Origin of the sequence: Streptomyces soli, assembly GCF_003999195.1 — a bacterium.
Classification (GTDB): domain Bacteria; phylum Actinomycetota; class Actinomycetes; order Streptomycetales; family Streptomycetaceae; genus Actinacidiphila; species Actinacidiphila soli.
This window is the reverse complement of record NZ_RJVR01000192.1, coordinates 81907-99405: the sequence shown is the minus strand read 5'-3', so window position 1 is coordinate 99405 and position 17499 is coordinate 81907. Positions and strand designations below refer to the sequence as shown.

Annotated in this window: 16 protein-coding genes; 6 read left to right on the top strand and 10 right to left on the bottom strand. The window is 69.7% G+C overall.

Going from position 1 to position 17499, the window contains the following annotated elements; genetic code table 11:
- Nucleotides 1–106: 106 nt before the first annotated feature.
- Nucleotides 107–562, bottom strand: a complete 456-nt coding sequence (locus EFK10_RS18440; protein WP_164836040.1) for an SgcJ/EcaC family oxidoreductase — start codon at nt 560–562, stop codon at nt 107–109.
- 245 nt (nt 563–807) lie between these two features.
- On the opposite strand from EFK10_RS18440, the gene EFK10_RS18435 reads away from it, so the two are divergent.
- The 4 genes from EFK10_RS18435 (at nt 808) to EFK10_RS18420 (ending at nt 4535) form a co-directional block, all read left to right on the top strand.
- Nucleotides 808–1626, top strand: coding sequence for a FadR/GntR family transcriptional regulator (locus tag EFK10_RS18435; RefSeq protein ID WP_164836039.1), 819 nt, complete (start codon nt 808–810; stop codon nt 1624–1626).
- Between the two features lie 151 nt (nt 1627–1777).
- Nucleotides 1778–3082 (top strand): MFS transporter, encoded by a 1305-nt coding sequence (locus tag EFK10_RS18430; protein WP_164836038.1) that lies wholly within the window; start codon nt 1778–1780, stop codon nt 3080–3082.
- A gap of 16 nt (nt 3083–3098) precedes the next feature.
- A complete protein-coding gene (locus EFK10_RS18425) occupies nt 3099–4010 on the top strand; it encodes a hypothetical protein (RefSeq protein WP_127356775.1) in 912 nt (303 codons plus the stop codon).
- Nucleotides 4011–4103: 93 nt separating this feature from the next.
- A complete protein-coding gene (locus EFK10_RS18420; protein WP_127356774.1) occupies nt 4104–4535 on the top strand; it encodes a GlcG/HbpS family heme-binding protein in 432 nt (143 codons plus the stop codon).
- Between the two features lie 64 nt (nt 4536–4599).
- Here the strand turns inward: EFK10_RS18420 and hpaD are convergent, their stop codons facing one another.
- The 6 genes from hpaD to EFK10_RS18390 are packed head-to-tail and all read right to left on the bottom strand — an operon-like array spanning nt 4600 to nt 11272.
- The gene (gene hpaD / locus EFK10_RS18415; RefSeq protein ID WP_127356773.1) at nt 4600–5604 is read right to left on the bottom strand and encodes a 3,4-dihydroxyphenylacetate 2,3-dioxygenase; all 1005 of its coding nucleotides are present in this window, start codon (nt 5602–5604) and stop codon (nt 4600–4602) included.
- On the bottom strand, nt 5601–7097 hold the full coding sequence (hpaE, locus tag EFK10_RS18410; protein WP_127356772.1) for a 5-carboxymethyl-2-hydroxymuconate semialdehyde dehydrogenase: 1497 nt from the start codon (nt 7095–7097) through the stop codon (nt 5601–5603). Before hpaE ends, hpaD begins: the two co-directional genes overlap by 4 nt.
- A gap of 20 nt (nt 7098–7117) precedes the next feature.
- Nucleotides 7118–8047, bottom strand: a complete 930-nt coding sequence (gene dapA, locus EFK10_RS18405) for a 4-hydroxy-tetrahydrodipicolinate synthase (RefSeq protein ID WP_127356771.1) — start codon at nt 8045–8047, stop codon at nt 7118–7120.
- On the bottom strand, nt 8044–9456 hold the full coding sequence (locus EFK10_RS18400) for a fumarylacetoacetate hydrolase family protein (RefSeq protein ID WP_240677297.1): 1413 nt from the start codon (nt 9454–9456) through the stop codon (nt 8044–8046). The genes dapA and EFK10_RS18400 overlap by 4 nt, the downstream gene beginning before the upstream one ends.
- A 37-nt stretch (nt 9457–9493) precedes the next feature.
- Nucleotides 9494–10483, bottom strand: coding sequence for a ketopantoate reductase family protein (locus EFK10_RS18395; protein ID WP_164836037.1), 990 nt, complete (start codon nt 10481–10483; stop codon nt 9494–9496).
- A gap of 9 nt (nt 10484–10492) precedes the next feature.
- On the bottom strand, nt 10493–11272 hold the full coding sequence (locus tag EFK10_RS18390; RefSeq protein WP_240677294.1) for a class II aldolase/adducin family protein: 780 nt from the start codon (nt 11270–11272) through the stop codon (nt 10493–10495).
- A gap of 146 nt (nt 11273–11418) precedes the next feature.
- Here EFK10_RS18390 and EFK10_RS18385 point away from each other — a divergent pair, with 146 nt between their 5' ends.
- Nucleotides 11419–13041, top strand: a complete 1623-nt coding sequence (locus EFK10_RS18385) for a PucR family transcriptional regulator (RefSeq protein WP_127356769.1) — start codon at nt 11419–11421, stop codon at nt 13039–13041.
- An 8-nt stretch (nt 13042–13049) separates the two neighbouring features.
- On the opposite strand, the gene EFK10_RS18380 is transcribed toward EFK10_RS18385, so the two are convergent.
- The gene (locus tag EFK10_RS18380; protein WP_127356768.1) at nt 13050–13631 is read right to left on the bottom strand and encodes a Uma2 family endonuclease; all 582 of its coding nucleotides are present in this window, start codon (nt 13629–13631) and stop codon (nt 13050–13052) included.
- A 105-nt stretch (nt 13632–13736) separates the two neighbouring features.
- Here EFK10_RS18380 and EFK10_RS18375 point away from each other — a divergent pair, with 105 nt between their 5' ends.
- Nucleotides 13737–14723, top strand: a complete 987-nt coding sequence (locus EFK10_RS18375; protein ID WP_240677293.1) for a hypothetical protein — start codon at nt 13737–13739, stop codon at nt 14721–14723.
- 412 nt (nt 14724–15135) lie between these two features.
- On the opposite strand, the gene EFK10_RS18370 is transcribed toward EFK10_RS18375, so the two are convergent.
- Both EFK10_RS18370 and EFK10_RS18365 read right to left on the bottom strand, forming a co-directional pair.
- Nucleotides 15136–16785 (bottom strand): IS200/IS605 family element transposase accessory protein TnpB, encoded by a 1650-nt coding sequence (locus EFK10_RS18370; protein ID WP_127356767.1) that lies wholly within the window; start codon nt 16783–16785, stop codon nt 15136–15138.
- A complete protein-coding gene (locus EFK10_RS18365; RefSeq protein WP_127356766.1) occupies nt 16778–17356 on the bottom strand; it encodes an IS607 family transposase in 579 nt (192 codons plus the stop codon). The genes EFK10_RS18370 and EFK10_RS18365 overlap by 8 nt, the downstream gene beginning before the upstream one ends.
- Nucleotides 17357–17499 lie beyond the last annotated feature (143 nt).

The following is a 17499-nucleotide window of genomic DNA, read 5'->3' as shown; positions in this document are numbered from 1 at the left end:
TGACAGCCAACCCCAGCACCGAAACAGCCCCCGACAAACAACGAGCGTCGCGGGGCTATCCCGCCGCACCCATCTGACCGTTGAGTTTTCCGGTCAGGACTACAGGTCAGGACCGCAGTGGAATGCTGAGCGGGAAGGCCATCTCGAACCGGTGCTCGGCGAAGCGCCATATGCCGTCGTGGCCCGTCTCGCAGCGGCCGAGAACCTTGCCCACCCGCAGTTGGGCGTGGGATTCGGACACCGCGGGCTCGAAGGCGTAGGTCGTCATGACGGCTTGGACGTCGGCCAGGGTCTCGCCGTCGGGAAGGACCTGCAGGTTGGCCCATTGGTGACAGGTCCGGCGCCGAGCGTCCGCGAACCTCGCCCGGTAGAACGTCTCGACCGCCTCCCGGCCGCGTACGACTTCGCCGGTCGGGGGGACGAAGGAGCAGTCGGCGGTGAACATGCCCGCCACGTCCTCCGGGCGTCGGCCGTCGATGGCGTCGCCGAAGCGAGTCAGCAGAATCCCCACGCCGTGGTACGCGGAGCCGCAGGTCAGGGAGGTATGAGGGACGGAAATCATGGGTCGCATCGTCCTTTCTCAGGGGCCGGCGAGACGTTCTGGGCCATCCGGAAGAGGGGCTGTCCGGAGCCTTGACCCTAAGTCACCTAGTGACTTAGGCTACAGCCACGTTAAGCGACTGAGAACACCCCGAAACACAAACTGGCCAATTCCGGCCGGTCCCCCGCGCAACAACTCCCCATGTCGAATGCCGCTTTCACCTTCGATGGGGCACCATTGCCGATCATCGCCCGAGGATGCCCTCCATGACGGATGACGTGAACAGAGCACAGGAATTTCACAGATTCGAACGCGGACGGGTCGCTGACCGCATCTTCGAGGACCTGCGGAATCAAATCCTTCGGGGAGCGCTGCCCGACGGATCGCGCCTCCCGGCGGAACGGGACCTCGCCGACCAGTACGGGGTCAGCGGCGCCACGGTGCGCGAGGCCGTACGTGCCCTGACGGCCATGGGGCTGGTCAGCGTCCGGCACGGCAGCGGGTCGTTCGTCACCGCGTCGGCCGACGCCATGATCGCGGTGTCGATCGCCTCGGTGATCCAGCTGAAGGACGTCGGCGCAGCCGAAGTCCTCGGTCTCCTCGGGGTGTTGAACGCCCACGCGGTTGAGCTGGCGGCACGCAACGCCTCCGACGAGGAGATCGCCTCGCTCAGAGCGGCTGCCGAGAAGCTGGTGGTCATCGACAGCGTGGACCGGGCCGCGGCCGATCTCAAGCAGTACCTCCGCCGGCTTTCCGAGATCTCCCACAGCGCGCTCCTCGCGGCGCTGTGCAGATTCTTCGCCGACGTCCAGGTGGAGCTGGCGTTCGCCATGTCCGGCGGCCCCAAGCTCGTCGACTGGAAACGCATCGCGGGCGCCCTCCATCCACAGCGCATTGCCGTCGTGGAAGCCCTTGAGGTCCGGGACGGCGCACGGGCGGCGGAAATGGTCAGGACCTACCATGCGCGCGCACTTGAACTGGTCACTTCCTCGCCACGCACCGAGGAGATCAAAGTCGCGGACCCCCTCTATTCACAGCTGATCGCATCGCTCGTGAACACCCGGCTGGCCGACCAGACGCAGTGACGTAACGGCAAGACCCGGAACAACGCATTCACGAAGGTGCCACGGCGCCCAGAGCACCAAAGAATTGAGCCGGATTCATCGGAACGGAAAGAGATGATCCATGAGTACCAGTCAGAGAGTCGACGTCGATTCGGTTCTCAACGCAGGACGCATGTCGCGCTCAACCCTGACCGTCATTCTCCTGTGCGCGTCGGTCGCACTCCTCGACGGATTCGATACACAGTCGATCTCCCTGGCAGCCCCCGCCCTGGGGCCCGTCCTGCACCTGCAGCCCTCCGGCTTCGGCACCGTGTTCGGCATCGGACTGCTCGGCGGACTGATCGGGGCCTCGGTGGCCGGAACGATCGGCGACCGCATAGGCCGTAAGCCGCTGGTGACCTGCGGAGTCCTGGTGTTCGGCGTCGTCACCCTCGTGACTCCGTCCGTCAGCTCGGTCGGCGCCCTGGAGATCGTCCGGTTCTTCACCGGAATCGGTCTCGGTACCGCTCTGCCGGGCATCATCTCGCTCACCTCGGAGTACGCGCCTGCGAAGTCCCGGGCGACGATCGTGGGGATGATGTTCTGCGGCTTCCCGATGGGCGCGGTGGTCGGCGGAGTCGTGGCGAACTGGCTGATCCCCGCCCAGGGCTGGGGGAGCGTCTTCTACGTCGGCGGTGTCGCACCGCTGTTGCTGCTGCCGCTGCTGGTGTTCAAGCTGCCCGAGTCCGCGCGGTTCCTCACGGCACGCGGCGACAGCGTGGCCGCGGCGAAGACCCTGGAGAGGCTGGGGATCCCGGCCGGCAGCGCCGCTCCGGTGGAGGAAGGTCCCACAGCGACCCGGTCTCCCGTGGCGGCCCTGTTCACGAAGGGCAACGCCCCGGGCACGGTCCTGCTGTGGGCCGCGATGTTCCTCACTCTGCTCATGACGTACTTCCTGGTCACGTGGTTGCCAAGCGTCGCGGTCGCAGCCGGGGCGAAGAGCGGTCTGCTCGCCGTGTCCACGCTGAATCTCGGCGGAGTGCTCGGGTGTCTGGTGATCGGCCGGATCGCGGACCGGCGCCGCCCGGCGGTGGTGGTCGGTGCCGCCTATGCCCTGGGCGCTGTCGCGGTCGGTGCCATCGGTTGGGCCGAGCAGTCCGACGCCATGCTGCTCGTGGTCACCTTCGTCGCCGGTCTGCTGAGCCTTGGCGCGCAGATGTGCACGATCCCGCTGGTCGCCAACTACTACAACACGACAGAGCGCGCCACCGGCGTCGGCTGGTCCATGGGCTGGGGGCGACTCGGCGGCATCACCGGCCCCGTGGTCGGCGGGTGGCTGATCGCGGCGGGGCTCGCCACCTCCTCCCTCTTCCTCCTCGCAGGAGGCGTCTCCGTCTGCGCCGCACTGGTGCTGTTCGCGTTCAGCCGGCTCAAGCGGCGCGCAGCGGCCTCCGCCACCCTCAACGCTCCCGTCAACGACGCGGCCAGCCTGGCCTGATCGTAAGGAGAATCCAATGAAGATCGTTCCCTTCGATGACACCAACTGGAAGATGGATCACCCCACCGGCGCGATCTACTTCCAGCACATGCTCAAGGGCGAGCCGGACTCCCCCGACAACTTCATGCTGATCCTCGGCAAGCAGGTCGGCGACTTCTCGATGCCCCGGCACCGGCACAACTTCGACCAGATCCGGTTTCCGGTCCGGGGGCCGATGAGCATAGGGCGCGGCATCGACCTCGAGGAAGGGCAGGTCGGCTACTTCCCCGAGGGCCTCTCCTACGGTCCGCAGGAGGACCTGGCGACACCGGACCAGGATCGCATTTCGCTGGTCCTGCAGTTCGGCGGCGCTTCCGGCTACGGGTTCATGAGCATCGAACAGCGCCGCCAGGCACGGGAGGAGCTGCTCGCGGCCGGGGGCAAGTTCGTCGGCCCGTACTACCACCGCCCGGACGGGAAGGTGCAGTGGGGCCTGAACACCATCTGGGAGCACGTCTTCGGTGAGCGGCTCAAGTACCCCAGGCCCCGTTACAAGAACGTTCAGGTAGCCGACACGAAGCGGTTCAACTGGCTGCCCGTGGAGAACGCCAAGGGCGTCGACCACAAGTACATGGGCGCCTTCTCCGAGCGCGGCGTCTGGATCGAGATGGTCCGGCTGCGCGCTCACGCCGAGTGGTCGTCCGTGGACGACAGGGCACGCCGGCTGGCGTTCGTGTCGTCCGGCACGGGCTCCTGCGACGGCGCGCCCGTCGGGGCCATGACCGCCCTTCAGACCGATGCCGGTGAAGAATTGCGTCTGACCGCGTCGGAGCCCCTGGAGCTGTTCCTCATCGGACTGCCCCCGGTCGTCGTGCCGAAGGAGGAATCCGAGGAGTACGACCTGGAGGAGATCCCGGGGCACAAGCTGCCGGAGTCGCAGGCAGCCTGACGTTCCTTCAACTGCCCGATCGGATTGCGCACGGTACCGCCGCACGCGGTGCCGTGCGCAGCGTCGCCCGTCACCACTTCAAGGAACGGAACCATGGAAGTACTTCTGCTCAAGGACGCGTCGCGGATGGTCGACAGCGCGCTGGAACACGGACGCGCCCTGGAATGCCACCCGCTGACCGTCGCCGTCCTCGACCCGGGCGGTCATCTGCTCGCGCTCAAGCGAGAGGACGACAGCGGGATCCTGCGGCCGGACATCGCCCAGGCCAAGGCATGGGGAGCGCTGGGTATGGGCGCCGGGGGCCGTAATCTGGCGAGGCGAGCCGCCACGGCACCGGCCTTCTTCGAGGCCCTGAGCGCCATCTCCGGCGGACGTATCGCTCCGGTTCCCGGCGGCGTACTGGTCCGCGACAGCGAGGGCCGCGTCATCGGCGCGGTGGGGGTCAGCGGAGATCACCCCGACAAGGACGAGGCGTGCGCGGTGTACGGCATCGAGAGCGCCGGCTTCACGGCCGACGGCGGCTGAGGGGCGGCGGCTTGGGGCCGGCGACCATCGAAGACGGTCGCCGGCCCCAAGGGTGTTCCGGTTCTCAGCCCAGGCCGTCCGCACCGACGTGGACCGCGGACTCGTCGAGCAGCGTGTCGGTGACCGGCTGCGGCGAGCCGTCGAGGCCGAGGACCGGGCTGGCCTCCTTGTACCAGGACTCGATCACCGCGCTTCCCCAGAAGTCGCGGCGGCGGTCGTCGTGGACGTTCCACCGGTACGTCTCGTGGTCCGGGTCGCCGGTGTAGTAGTCGGAGGTGTAGATCTCGACCCGGTGCCCGTCGGGGTCGCGCAGGTAGAGGTAGAAGGCGTTGGAGACACCGTGGCGGCCCGGGCCGCGCTCGATGTGGTGCTCCTGGCGGAGCGCGCCGAAGATGTCCGCGGTGCGCAGCACGTGGTGGGACTCGTGCGTGGCCACGCCCACGTGGTGCAGGCGTGGTCCCGCGCCACCGGTGAAGGCCACGTCGTGGACGGTCTGCTTGCGGTACATCCAGGCGGCGTACAGCTCGTGCTCGTCGCCTTCGATTGTCTCCGAGCAGCCGAAGCCGAGAGAGGTGTAGTGGGCGTACGCGGCCGGTATGTCCGGGGTGCAGATGTTGAAGTGGTCCAGGCGTGCGACCTCGGCGCCGCGGTGCAGGTCGTAGCGCTGGATGAGCCGTTCCGCGTGCTCGATGTCATGGAAGAACTCCACCGGGAAGCCCAGCGGGTCGATGACCCGTACGGCGTCGCCGACCCCGTGGGTGCCCGCGCCCTTCGGGACACGGCGCACCGGGCAGCCGAGGTGGGTGAAGTAGCTCTCGGCCTTGTCGACGTCCTCGGGGGTGCGGACGCGGTAGGCGATGTGGTCGAGTGCGGCAACCTCGCCCTGGCGCAGTACGAGGGAGTGGTGGGTCAGCTCATCGGTGCCGCGCAGGCAGAGGCTCCCGGCGTCCTCGTACTGGACGTGGAAGCCGAGCATGTCCACCCAGAACCACCGGGCCCTCGCGATGTCGGTGACCGCGAGCTGGGCGTAGGCGGAACGGACGACATCGGGTGAGGTGCCGGCGTTCACGCGGGGTCTCCCGCACCGAACCGCGGGGTGTGTACCTCGCCCAGCGCCACGTGCACGATCTTCGACTCGGTGTAGAAGTCGATGCTGTGGGCGCCGCCCTCCCGGCCGAGACCGCTGGACTTGACGCCGCCGAAGGGGGTCCGCAGGTCACGGACGTTGTGGGAGTTGATCCACACCATGCCGGACTCGACAGCGTGCGCGATGCGGTGACCGCGTTTCAGGTCGGACGTCCAGATGTAGGCGGCGAGTCCGTACTGCGTGGCGTTGGCCAGCGCGACCGCCTGCGCCTCGTCGTCGTAGGGGGCAATCGCGACGACCGGGCCGAAGATCTCCTCCTGGAAGATCCGGGCGTCGCGGGAGACGTCGGCGAAGACGGTCGGCTGGAGGTAGTTGCCCTCCGGAAGGTGATCCGGTCGCCGTCCGCCGGCGGCGAGGCGGGCCTCCTTGATGCCGGTCTCCACGTAGTGCAGGACTCGGGCGTAGTGCTCGGGATGGACCAGGGCGCCGACCTCGGTCGCCGGATCGGACGGCGGGCCGACCTTCACTCGCTCAGCCCGCTCGGCCAGTCGGCGGGTGAACTCCTCGTACACCGGCCATTCCACCAGCACCCGCGAACCGGCGGTGCAGCGCTCGCCGTTGAGGGAGAAGACCCCGAAGACCACCGAGTCCAGGGCGGCTTCCAGGTCCGCGTCGGCGAACACGATCGCCGGGGACTTGCCGCCAAGTTCCATCGAGGTGCTCTTCAGATGCTGGGCGGAGCTGCGGACGATGTGCCGGCCTGTGTCGGTGGAGCCGGTGAAGGAGATCAGCGGCACGTCCGGGTGGTCGACCAGCGCCTGGCCGGCCTCCTCGCCGATGCCGTGCACGATGTTGACGACCCCGGCCGGCAGCCCAGCGTCGGCGAGGATCCGCGGCCACAGTCCGGCCGACAGCGGCGTCCACTCGGCCGGCTTGAGCACCAGGGTGCAGCCCGCCGCGAGCGCCGGGGCGAGCTTCCAGCTCTCCAGCATGAAAGGCGTGTTCCACGGTGTGATCAGCCCGGCCACGCCGACCGGGGCGCGCACCACATAGCTGAACTGCTCCTCGCCCTGACGGAACGCCTCCTCGCCGAGCGCCACGATCACGTCCGCGAAGTACCGGAAGTTCTCAGCGGCTCGCCGGGCCTGGCCACGCGCCTGGGTGATCGGCAGCCCGGAGTCGTACGACTCGAACTGCGCCAGCTGCTCGTGGCACGCCTCCACCTCGTCCGCGATGTGGTGGAGCGTGGTGGCCCGGGCCCGGTTCGACAGCCCGGACCAGGCGGGGAACGTGGCCTTGGCGGCGGCCACCGCCCGGTCGACGTCCGTTGGGCCGCCCGCCGAGGCCTGGGCGTACACGGTGTTCGAGGCGGGATCGGACACGTCGAAGGTGCGGCCGTCGGCGCTGTCGGTGGCTTCGCCGCCGATCCAGTGACGGATGGTGCCGGGCAGTCCTGCCGGGCGCGTGCTGGGCATAGCTCCTCCTTCGTGGTGTATCAGACGGGCTGGACGAGGTCGGCGCCCTCGGCGAGATACGCCCGGATGCGGGCCAGGCCTGGCTCGGTGGGGGTGATGAGCGGCGGACGTACGTGCGCGGAGGCGATACGTCCCTGCTGGTGCAGCACCCACTTGGCCGGCGCCGGATTGGTCTCCACGAACAGCAGGTCGACCAGAGGATGCAGGCGGAAGTGCAGTTCGCGGGCGGCTGCCATGCTCTCGGGCTCTCCCGCCTCCCACAGCTCGTACATCCGCGCCACCGCCGCCGGCGCCAGGTTGGCCACGGCGCTGACGAAGCCCGCCCCGCCCAGGGCCAGCAGCGGCAGGCACAGCAACTCGATGCCCGACCAGACCAGCAGCTCGGGGCCGCAGGCGTGCATCACCCTCGAGAAATGCTCGAAGTCCTTGGTCGTCTCCTTGACGCCGACGATGTTGTCGAATTCGGTGAAGAGCCGCTTGACGGTTTCCGGCGCTATGTCGACGGCCGTGCGGGACGGCACGTTGTAGACGACCAGCGGCAGGTCGGGGAACTCCCGGGCCACCGTGGCGTACCACTGGTACAGCGCCTCCTGCGTCGGACGGGCGTAGTAGGGGGTGATGACCAGGGCCGCGTCCGCGCCCAGCTCGCGGGCCGCTGCGGTGATCTCCAGGGTCTCGTCGAGCTTGTGCGATCCGGTGCCGGGCAGGAAGGGCACCCGGTCGGCGATCTCCTCCGTCGCGGTGCGCATGGCGGCGATCCGCTCGGTGGCGCTCTGCGCGCTCGGTTCGCCGGTGGAGCCGCCCAGCGAGATGCCGTGCGAGCCGGACTCCAGCTGCCAGTGGACCAGGCCGCGCAGGCTGTCGTGGTCGACGGCTCCGTCGTCGGTGAACGGGGTGACGACGGGGGCGATGGAACCCCGGATGGCGGCCGGGTCGCTGCGGAACTTCATGCGGTGTCTCCCTGCTCGCGCCGCCTGGCACGCCACTGCTCGTACGGTCCCTGCCAGTCGGGGCCCAACGGGTACAGGCCGTCGACCGGCCGGCCGGCCCGAACCTGCTCGGTGATGAAGCGCTCCTGCGACTCCTGCTCGGCGCTGTCGGCGATCAGCTCCTCGGCGAGTGAGGGATCCACGACGACCACGCCGTCGGCGTCGCCGACCAGGAGGTCGCCGGGCTGTACCAGGGCCCCGCCGCAGGCGATCGGGATGCCGGTGTCCCAGGGGACGTGGCGGCGGCCCAGTACGGAGGGGTGAGCCCCGCCGCAGTACACCGGCAGTTCGAGCTCGGCGACCACCGCGCTGTCGCGCAGCGCCCCGTCCGTGACGACCCCGGCCGCTCCGCGCCGCAGGGCGCGCAGGGCGAGGATGTCGCCGAGGGTGCCCGCCGTGGTGTCCCGGCGGGCGTCCATGACCAGCACCTGACCGGGCCGCAGTTCCTCGATGGCCCGCTTCTGGGCGTTCATGCCGGCGCCGTACCGCTGGAACAGGTCCTCGCGCAGCGGCAGATAGCGCAGTGTGTGGGCGACGCCGACCATCTTGTCGCCGGGCCGCGTGGGGTGTACCCCGTCGATGCTGGTCTGTGCCAGGCCGCGCTTGCGCAGTTGCGCGCTGAGCGTGGCCACGGCGATGTCCCGCAGTCCTTGCTCGATCCGCATGTCCAGTACGGGTTCGGGCTCGTACGCCGCGCCCCAGGCCGCCTCGCGCTCGGCCTGGTCGGCCCTGGGCATCGCACCCCAGGTCTCCAGGTCGTGGTCGGCCCCGGCGATCCGGTTGCGCAGCCGGCCGGTGCTGACGTTCCCGTCGCCGACCTCGACCTCGATGGTGTCGCCGGGCGAGACGACGGACGCGCCGGCCGGCGTGCCGGTGAGGATGACGTCCCCGGGCTCCAGCGTGACCAGCCGCGACAGGTCGGCGACCAGATCCCCGAACGGGAACAGCAGGGTGTCGGTGGTGTCGTCCTGGACGAGTTCGCCGTTGACCCAGGTACGCAAGTGCAGCGCCGCCGGGTCGAGCCGTCCGGCGGCCAGCAGCCTCGGGCCGATCGGAGTGAAGCCGTCGGAGCCCTTGGAACGCAGGTTGGAGCCGCGGTCGGCGTGGCGCAGGTCGTACACACCGGCGTCGTTGGCCGCGGTCACGTAGGCAATGTGCTGCCAGCCGTCCTGCGGCGTGACCCGGTACGCGCGACGGCCGATCACCAGGGCGATCTCGCCCTCGAACGCCATCAGTTCGCAGCCGCGCGGCCGGTGGATCGGGTCGTCGTTGCCGGCCAGCGATGACGGCGGTTTGAGGAAGTACGACGGCTGGTCGGGCACCCGTCCGCGTTCCGCCGCCCTGCTGCGGTAGTTGAGGTGGACGGCGATGATCTTCGAGGGTGTCGTGCTCCGAGCGGGTGGGGCATCAGCCGGGCTCCTGTCCCTGGTCCTCGTGGCGGATGCGTTCGCGCAGGGACAGCAGACCGTCGACCGCGTCCATGGCCGGGCTGGGGACGCCGGCGCGCCGTGCGAGTTCCCGTACGGCGCCGAGAATGGCGTCCGTCTCCAGGCGCCGGCCTCGGTCGGAGTCCTGCAGCATCGAGGTGCGGAAGGCGCCGAGCCGGCGGGCGACGTCGAGCCGCTCGTCCGCCGACATCGCGGTGGGGATGCCCAACCGGGTGCCGACTTCGGCCGCTTCGGTGAAGATGGCGGCACACAGCTGCCGCAGATCGGGGTGCTCGAGGATCTCGAGCACCGTCCCGCCGGTCAGCGCGCTGACCGGGTTGAGATTCACGTTCCCGAGCAGCTTCTCCCAGGTCGCCGTACGGATGTCCGCGCTGACCTCGGCATGGACCGGGCCGGCGGACAGCGCCTTGGCGCACCGGTCGACACGGGCCGAGACCCCGCCGAGCGGGTTGCCCACGATCAGGCAGTCGCCGCTGGAATGCGTCACGTGTCCCGCCGCCGGGACGGAACTGCTGAAGTGCGCGACCCCGGCCATCACCCGGATGGGTGGCAGCAGTTCCAGCAGACCACCGTCCGGGTCCACGCTCCGGATCACCGGGTCGTCGGCGCCCACCGTGGCCAGCAGCCACCACGGGACGCCGTTGGCCACCACGAGCACGTCGGCACCGGCCTCGATCCACGGCCGTACGCGTGTGACGGCGGCGGACAGGTCCTGGCTCTTGACGCAGATGACCACCAGATCCGGCTCGGGGAGCCGCGCGGGGTCGTCGGAGGCGGCAAGGCGGTGCCGGGCGCTGCGGCCGGTGCTGTCCACCAGCAACCCGTGCTCGACGATGGCGTCCAGATGAGCGCCCGGCGCGCCCAGCAGGGACACCTGCGCGCCGGAGGCGGTGAAAGACGCGGCCAAGGTCGCCCCGACGGCACCCGGTCCGACAATCGTGATCTTCAAGGCCATCCCTCAGCTCTGGTAGGACGGATCGGTACGGTCGATCTTGCGCCGCAGCGCCTCGAAGAGGGTCCGACCCGCGTCGGTACGGTCCCCCAACTGGAAGGACTCCCTCGTCGACTGGACCGCGGCCTCGCGGCTCACCTTGGCCAACGGCCGGCCGGTGGATCCCGCGGCGAGCTGGATCTCGCAGGCCCGCTGAAGAGTCCATAGGGCCGAGAACGCCGCGGGCAGGGTCGGTCCCAGCGAGAGCAGACCGTGATTGCGCAGGATCATCAGATTGCGCTCGCCCAGGTCCTCGACCAACCGCGACTGCTCCTCCGGATTGACGGTGATGCCCTCGAAGCCGTGGTACGCGACCATCTCGAACAGCTGGGCCGAGTAGAAGTTGTCCGGATCCAGACCCTCGCCGATGCAGGCGACGCCGGTGCCGGCCGTGGTGTGGGTGTGCATGATGCACCGGGCGTCGGGGCGGCTGGCGTGCAGGGTCGTGTGGATCAGCAGCCCGGCCTCGTTCACCGGCCAGGGCGAGTCGGAGAGGATGTTCCCCTGGTGATCGATCTTCACCAGGTTCGACGCGGTGACCTCGTGGTACATCAGGCCGAACGGGTTGATCAGCAGGCTGCCCTCCTCACCCGGGACCCGCAGCGTGATGTGGTTGAAGATCATCTCGACCCAGCCCAGATGATTGAAAATCCGGTAGCAGGCCGCCAGTTCGAGCCTCGCCTGCCATTCGGCGTCGCTCATGGACTCCGGGGTCTGCCGATTCGGGGGGTGCGTCAGAACGGTCACGCTGGCTCCTTCGTGTCGCGGCGCGCGCTGAGCTCGAGCATGGGACGCCGCACTCCCAGGAGCAATGTCGAAACGTACACTCGCTCATGGGCGCGAATGTCGGCTACGACACCACCTGTGTGTTCGCCCTTACGCGAGGAGGACGGATGACGTCACTGCCGCTGGCACAGTTGGTCGACTCGATGCCCGAGGATGTGGTGACCGTGCTCTCGGGCGGCGATGCCCAGGCGCCGGACATCGCGGGGGTCGAACTCCTCGACTGCCCGGAGGCGGCCGGCGACCTGCCGCCCGGGCAGTTGCTGCTCGCCGTGGGACTCGATCCGGCCGACGACACGGCAGGCGACGCCGCGCTGCGTACGGCCGCGGACCACAAGAGCGCTCTCGCGGTGAAATGCGCGCTCCCCGCCCCCACCGGATTCGTGGACCGGGCGACGGAGCAGGGAGTCACCGTGCTCGCGGTGGACCCGCGGGTGCCGTGGACCCGTATCCAGCAGATGGTGGCCACGCTGCTCGCCGCGCGCTCGGCCGGCCCCGGGACCGACGATCGCCGGTTCCCCGGCGGTGACCTGTTCGCCCTGGCCAACGCGGTCGCCGCGATCGTCGGCGGTGCCGTCGCGATCATGGACACCCAGCAGGTCCTCGTCGCCTACTCGAACCTGCCGGACCAGCCCATCGACGAGACCCGCAGGCGCGGCATCCTGGGCCGGCAGGTGCCCAAGGAGGCCGTCGCCGACCACCTCGACAAGGAACTGTGGGGCAGCGACGCCGTGGTCCGCCGCCACAGGCCAGGCGACCTGCCACGCCTGGCCGTGGTGATCAGGGTGGGCCAGGACGTTCTGGGCTCCTTGTGGGTGGCCTTCGCCGACGCCGACCGGCGGCCGCTCGGCGACTTCGAGGCCACGTTGCGCGAGGCGGCCGGCGTCGCGGCGCTGCACATGCTCGCGCTGCGCAGGCAGGTCGACGACGACCAGGACAGCCGCAACCGGGCGCTGCGGTCCGCCCTCGAGACAGCGGAGGCGGCCACGGACCGCCCGACCGGCATCCGGCTGCCCGCCGTCCTGCTCGGCCTGGCCGCCACCGGGGAGGTGGACGACAGGGAGACGGACGACACCATGCGGCTGCGGGCCGACCTGATGAGAATGCTCGACCTCATCACCCTGGACGGGCGCTCCCTGGGCCACGAACCGGTCGTCACCGTCATCGGCGACCGGCTCTACGCCCTGCTGCCGACCGCGCCCCCCGCCTCCGTACCGGTGGACCATCTGCTCGACCACCTCATGGACCGCGCCCGCCGATCCCTGCGGCGGACGTACACCTTGGTGCGCTCCGGCGCCGTCGACTCACCGGCCGGCCTGCACGAGGCGCGCCGTGACATCGACGCCGCGCTCGACCATCTCCACGACCAACGCGCCGCACCCGGTACCTACCGCACCCAGGACCTGCGCGCCGACCTGGTGCTGCGACGCCTCCTCGCCACCGTCCGCGACAACGACGACCTCCGCACCGGCACCGCCGAGCAGATAGCGGCACACGACGCGGACCACGGCACCGACTACCTCGCCACCTTGGCCGCGTATCTGCGGCACTTCGGCGACGTCGTACCGGCCAGCGCGGCCCTCCACATCCACCAGAACACCCTGCGGCAACGGCTGCGCAGGGCCGAGCAGACATTCGGCCTGTCCCTCCGCGACCCGACCCAGCGCCTGCTGCTGTCCGTGGAGATCGCTGCCCTGGGGAAGTGGCAGGCGAGCGCGGATCAGAACTTCTGAGTCCGCTGTCAGAGGTTCCTGTTGGGTGCGAGGCCCTTCAGATCGAGGTCGATCTTGAACGGGAGAGGCCGCTGAAGCGTCTCGCGGAAAATCCCCGCCGGAGCGTAGATCCGGGTCGGCTCGTCAAGCTCGTAGACGTGGACCGCCGGGGCTGTACCTTCATCCTCAATGCACCAGTAGTGCCGGATCCCGGCCTCTGCGTATTTGCGCAGCTTGACCGACCGGTCGCGGTGAGCGGACTCGGGTGAGACGACCTCGATGACCAGCAGGACATCCTCCGGTGCGTACCACGTGCGATCGGGGTCGTAGGGGGAGGTGGTCACCAGGAGGTCGGGTTCGGGGCGATTGCGTGCGTCGAGACGGATGGTCATCTCGCGCTCGACCTCGATGCCGTCTGGTGCCTGCGCCATGAGTTCGGTCGTCAGGGCTGTAACGAGGCGCCCATGCCAAGACCGCTGCGGCGACATCATGAAGACGAGGGCTCCGTCGATCAGCTCTGTGTGGCGCGGTGCTTCCGGGAGGTGGTCCAGGTCCTCCGCGAACCAGCCTTCCGCACGCGGTGGGTGCATCCAGTCGGGCAGGGCGGTCATGGCTCAACCGTAGCGACTCGGGGAGGTCCGGGCCACGAGGCCACCTACGCCCGCCGACCGCGCCCTCCGCCGTACGGTGGATCTCCTACGCAAGGGAGGCGCGGCATGGGACATCCGGTCGACCGGCGGGCGGTGCTGCTCGGGGTGGGCGGGTTGTTGATCGGCGCGGCGGGCTGTTCGGAGACGTCGAAGACGCAGGCCGGTCCGTCGCCGTCCACGTCCTCGCCGCCTGCCCTGCCGTCGGCCCCCTCCCCGTCCGCGTCGGCGTCATCAGCCCTGCCCGCGACCACGGTGTGGCGGCCGAACCGGGACGACGTTGAGCCCGGCGTGAAGCTGCGTGCCGTACAGGTCGTGGAGGCCATCGGTGCCTGGGGCGCCGGGCAGGGCGGGGTGGCGGCGGCGAGGAAGCGGGTGGCGGCGTTGGGGGCGGCGGGGGCGCTGGTGGATCAGGCGGGGGCGTTGTTGCCGGCGGCGGATGAGGCGGCGTTGCAGGTGGTCGACGCGCAGTACGGGGGGATTCTGGCGGACTCCGCGAGCGTGCTGGTGGTGTGCCGTCAGTGGACCCCGGGCCACGCGGGCGGTACGACCGTCGACGTACGGCTGAGCCGCGCGCAGCCGCGCTGGAGGGTCACCGCGCTGCACCCGGCGCGGCCCGGCGGTGCCGCGAAGTCGCTGCCGGGCGCCGCGCGGCAGGTGCTGGCCGACTCGCGGATCGTCCTGCCGCCCGCGGCGGGGGCCGACATCCGCAGCGGGAACGTCCACGCGAGCGTGCTGCGGGCGCTGCTGGACCTGGCCGGGACGTACCGGATGTACGTCAGCGTGGTCCGATCCGGGCATCCGCTGGACGTGTTCGGCACCAGCCGGCCCAGTGACCATCCGCTCGGCCGGGCCTTCGACGTCTGGCAGATCAATGGGCACGCCGTCGTCGACCCGGGTACGTCCCGCCGGCTGGTCGAGTCCTTCATGCGGGACGCGGCGGCGGCCGGTTCGTACAACGTGGGCGGCCCGGTGCAGTTGTCGGGCGGCTCGGGTAATCAGTTCTTCTCCGACAACACCCACCACGACCACGTCCACGCGGGGTTCACCGCCTGACCGCTTTCCGGTGTCAGACTCCGCGGATGGACGTGACGGAGCCGGCGCGCTCGTTGATCGGCCCGACCCCCGCTCACCGGACGGCGGGCATCGAAGGTGCTGCGCGCCGCCGACGGCTCGGCCGAGGTAGCCATGGACACGCCGTACGAACTGACCAACGTCATCGGCTCGCTGCACTCCAGCGGGCTGATCTCACTGGTGGACGCGGCGGGCCTCGCCGCGATCATCGCGGCTTGCCAGGACACGGACGACTTCACCGGCGTGGTGCCCCTGGGTGCGGCCGCCTCCCTGGAATTCCTCGCTCCCGCACGCGGACGGCTCGTGGCGTCCTGCGCCCTGGACGAGGCAACCCGCGCCGCCCTGCGCCCGGTGCTCTCGGGGGCGGAGGCCCGGGCGCGTATCAGCACCGTTCCTAATCAGTGGTCAGGAGTGAGTCTTGGACCCACGTCCCGGTACTGCGCGCATCCCGAACGGTTTTGGATGCACTGGTTGCCCGCGTTCCCTGTTGTGTCCCCGCTCGGCGGCGTGCATCGTGTGCACGCTCCGTGACGGGGTGGCGGGTTTCCTCACGTCCCCGGACTCCACGATCGGCCTGGACGGTCCGATGCCCCGCACGATCGCTCTGGTCGTGTGGGGGCGGTGCCGTCCGTCGCCGGACCGGGTGCCCGAGGGCGCGCCTGCCGATCGCCACCGAAGCGGCGTCATGGCGAGTCATTTTGCGGCGCGGGGTGACCAGCGGCTTCTGCCAGTGCTGGCCTCCCCACTGGGAGGTGTACGCCGGGTCGACGGCCACGATCGACAGGCCGGACTCGGCGGCCATCGAGACAAGGCGTGCCTTGAGTTTCCCGGTGGGGATACCGGAGATGAGCTGACGGAACCGCTTCTTGCGGCCGTGCTTCTCCCGGGTCTTCTCGGCGGTGAAGTCGAGGTCCTCGATGGCGATGGCGGCGACGCCGCACCGCTTCGCCCAGTACAGGAGACGGGTGGTGGCGTGCCGGATCTGCGCGTCCCGGTGGTTCGCGGTGCCGGACAGGTCGTAGTGGAACCTGTGCGGGTCGCCGACCGGGTTGCCGTGCTCGTCGAGCCGGTAGGCGGCGAAGTGGTCGGCGTTGGTGTCCACGCCGATCATGCCGTTCGCGCGGGCCGCCTGAAGCGGGATGGTCTGGACGACGGGGCGCTGCCACGACGCGGTGAGGTACCAGCGCCCGCGGGCCACGTCCAGGTGGATGCGGTAGGCCACGGCCCGGTTGGCCTCGACCCGGTCGCGCCATTCCTGGCCCCGGTGCTTGAAGGTGACCTTGGATGTGAGGACGTACCGGCCGTGCCTGGCGTTCGACAGGTGCGCGAGCGGTGCGGGCAGCCTGATCGACACTTCGCCCTCGGGCGTGACGCGGATCGTCTCGTTGCCGAAGCGTTTGCCGGACTCGCCGTCTGCGGCGAGGAACCAGCGTTCCGCCTCCCACCGCTTGCGCCACTTGGTCTCGGTGAGCTGGGCTTTGGTGAGGTTGTGGCGGGTGTTGAGGAGCTTGCGGCCACCGCGCACGACGTTCACGGCACCGGCCTCACGCTCCGCACGGGCCACGCCGAGCCGGTGTTCCAGCGTGTGCAGGCGGCGGGATTTGTGGAACCACTCGCTCTTCGAGCGGTATCCGCCCGGCGCCTTCTTGGTGCCCTTCTCGCCGATCGGCTGTGACAGACGGTGCATCAGCGTGCGGATACCGGTCTCAAGGGACTGGATGTGCACGAGCTGGCAGCGCCGCGACAGGGCCCACTGATCGTGGGTGGATTTGGTGATACTGCCAGCCCAGCGAGACGACGATTCGGCCGTCAGACTCTGCTTACGCGCCGCCCACCGCTGCGCATCGTGGTCGTTGCCGTCCGCACAGCGCACCTTGAGATCGAGCGACGCGAGGTGTCCCAGGTGCTCGCCCACCAGGCGCAGCACCTTGTCGTCCTGGGGTGTGAGGTGTTTGAGGCGGTCTCGGATCGCCACCCCGGACGGCCCGAGCGCGACGAACGGGGCATCGACGGTACGGAGCTGCTTCTTCTCCGGCTCAGTCATCGGCCGCCGCCGCTTGCAGGGCCTTGTGCGCCCGGTTCTTCGCGGAGCGCCGTCCGTAGAGGCGGGCGCAGAACGAGGTCAGTACCTCCACCACATCGCGTACGAGGTCGTCTTCGACCTCCCCGTCGTCCAGGACGACCAAGCGGCGGCCGGTCGCGGACAGTGCAGCCTCGACCAGTTCCACGTTCATCCGGCCGAGCCGGTCCTTGTGCTCCACCACAACAGTGGTCACATCCGGATCAGCCAGCAGCCGACGGGCCTTCGTACGCCCGCCGTTCATACCGGACCCGATCTCCGACTCGGCCCGCACCACCCGGTGACCGGCCTTCGCCGCCCACTCGGCCAGCCGCGCGGTCTGGCGCTCCAGGTCTGCCTTCTGGTCGTGCGAGGACACCCGGGCATACAGTCCGACACCACCCGTCGCAGACAGCGACGTATTCGCGTCCATGTTCACCAGGATCGTGCGCGGGCCCACGCGTTCCGCAGGGACCGGCAACGTGCCCTCACGGAACCAGCGGTACGCAGTCCGGGGAGCGATCCCCTGCGCCCGTGCCCATTCCGTCAGGTTCATAAGCAAAGACCATACACCACTCATGACCAGTAAAGGACACTCATAGACACTCAACCGCCACCAGTTACCGACCCTCGCGGACGTCACGGACGCGGACGGCGTCCCGGTGTGCCGGGGGAGGTTCGACTGGAGCGTGCGGCGCC

What these genes read in the sequence shown, in the direction of transcription:
- EFK10_RS18370 (WP_127356767.1), bottom strand. Translation starts at nt 16,785, where the DNA reads ATGACTGAGCCGGAGAAGAAGCAGCTCCGTACCGTCGATGCCCCGTTC.
- EFK10_RS18425 (WP_127356775.1), top strand. Translation starts at nt 3,099, where the DNA reads ATGAAGATCGTTCCCTTCGATGACACCAACTGGAAGATGGATCACCCC.
- EFK10_RS18385 (WP_127356769.1), top strand. Translation starts at nt 11,419, where the DNA reads ATGACGTCACTGCCGCTGGCACAGTTGGTCGACTCGATGCCCGAGGAT.
- dapA (WP_127356771.1), bottom strand. Translation starts at nt 8,047, where the DNA reads ATGAAGTTCCGCAGCGACCCGGCCGCCATCCGGGGTTCCATCGCCCCC.
- EFK10_RS18420 (WP_127356774.1), top strand. Translation starts at nt 4,104, where the DNA reads ATGGAAGTACTTCTGCTCAAGGACGCGTCGCGGATGGTCGACAGCGCG.
- EFK10_RS18435 (WP_164836039.1), top strand. Translation starts at nt 808, where the DNA reads ATGACGGATGACGTGAACAGAGCACAGGAATTTCACAGATTCGAACGC.
- EFK10_RS18375 (WP_240677293.1), top strand. Translation starts at nt 13,737, where the DNA reads ATGGGACATCCGGTCGACCGGCGGGCGGTGCTGCTCGGGGTGGGCGGG.
- EFK10_RS18440 (WP_164836040.1), bottom strand. Translation starts at nt 562, where the DNA reads ATGATTTCCGTCCCTCATACCTCCCTGACCTGCGGCTCCGCGTACCAC.
- EFK10_RS18430 (WP_164836038.1), top strand. Translation starts at nt 1,778, where the DNA reads ATGTCGCGCTCAACCCTGACCGTCATTCTCCTGTGCGCGTCGGTCGCA.
- hpaE (WP_127356772.1), bottom strand. Translation starts at nt 7,097, where the DNA reads ATGCCCAGCACGCGCCCGGCAGGACTGCCCGGCACCATCCGTCACTGG.
- EFK10_RS18365 (WP_127356766.1), bottom strand. Translation starts at nt 17,356, where the DNA reads ATGAACCTGACGGAATGGGCACGGGCGCAGGGGATCGCTCCCCGGACT.
- EFK10_RS18380 (WP_127356768.1), bottom strand. Translation starts at nt 13,631, where the DNA reads ATGACCGCCCTGCCCGACTGGATGCACCCACCGCGTGCGGAAGGCTGG.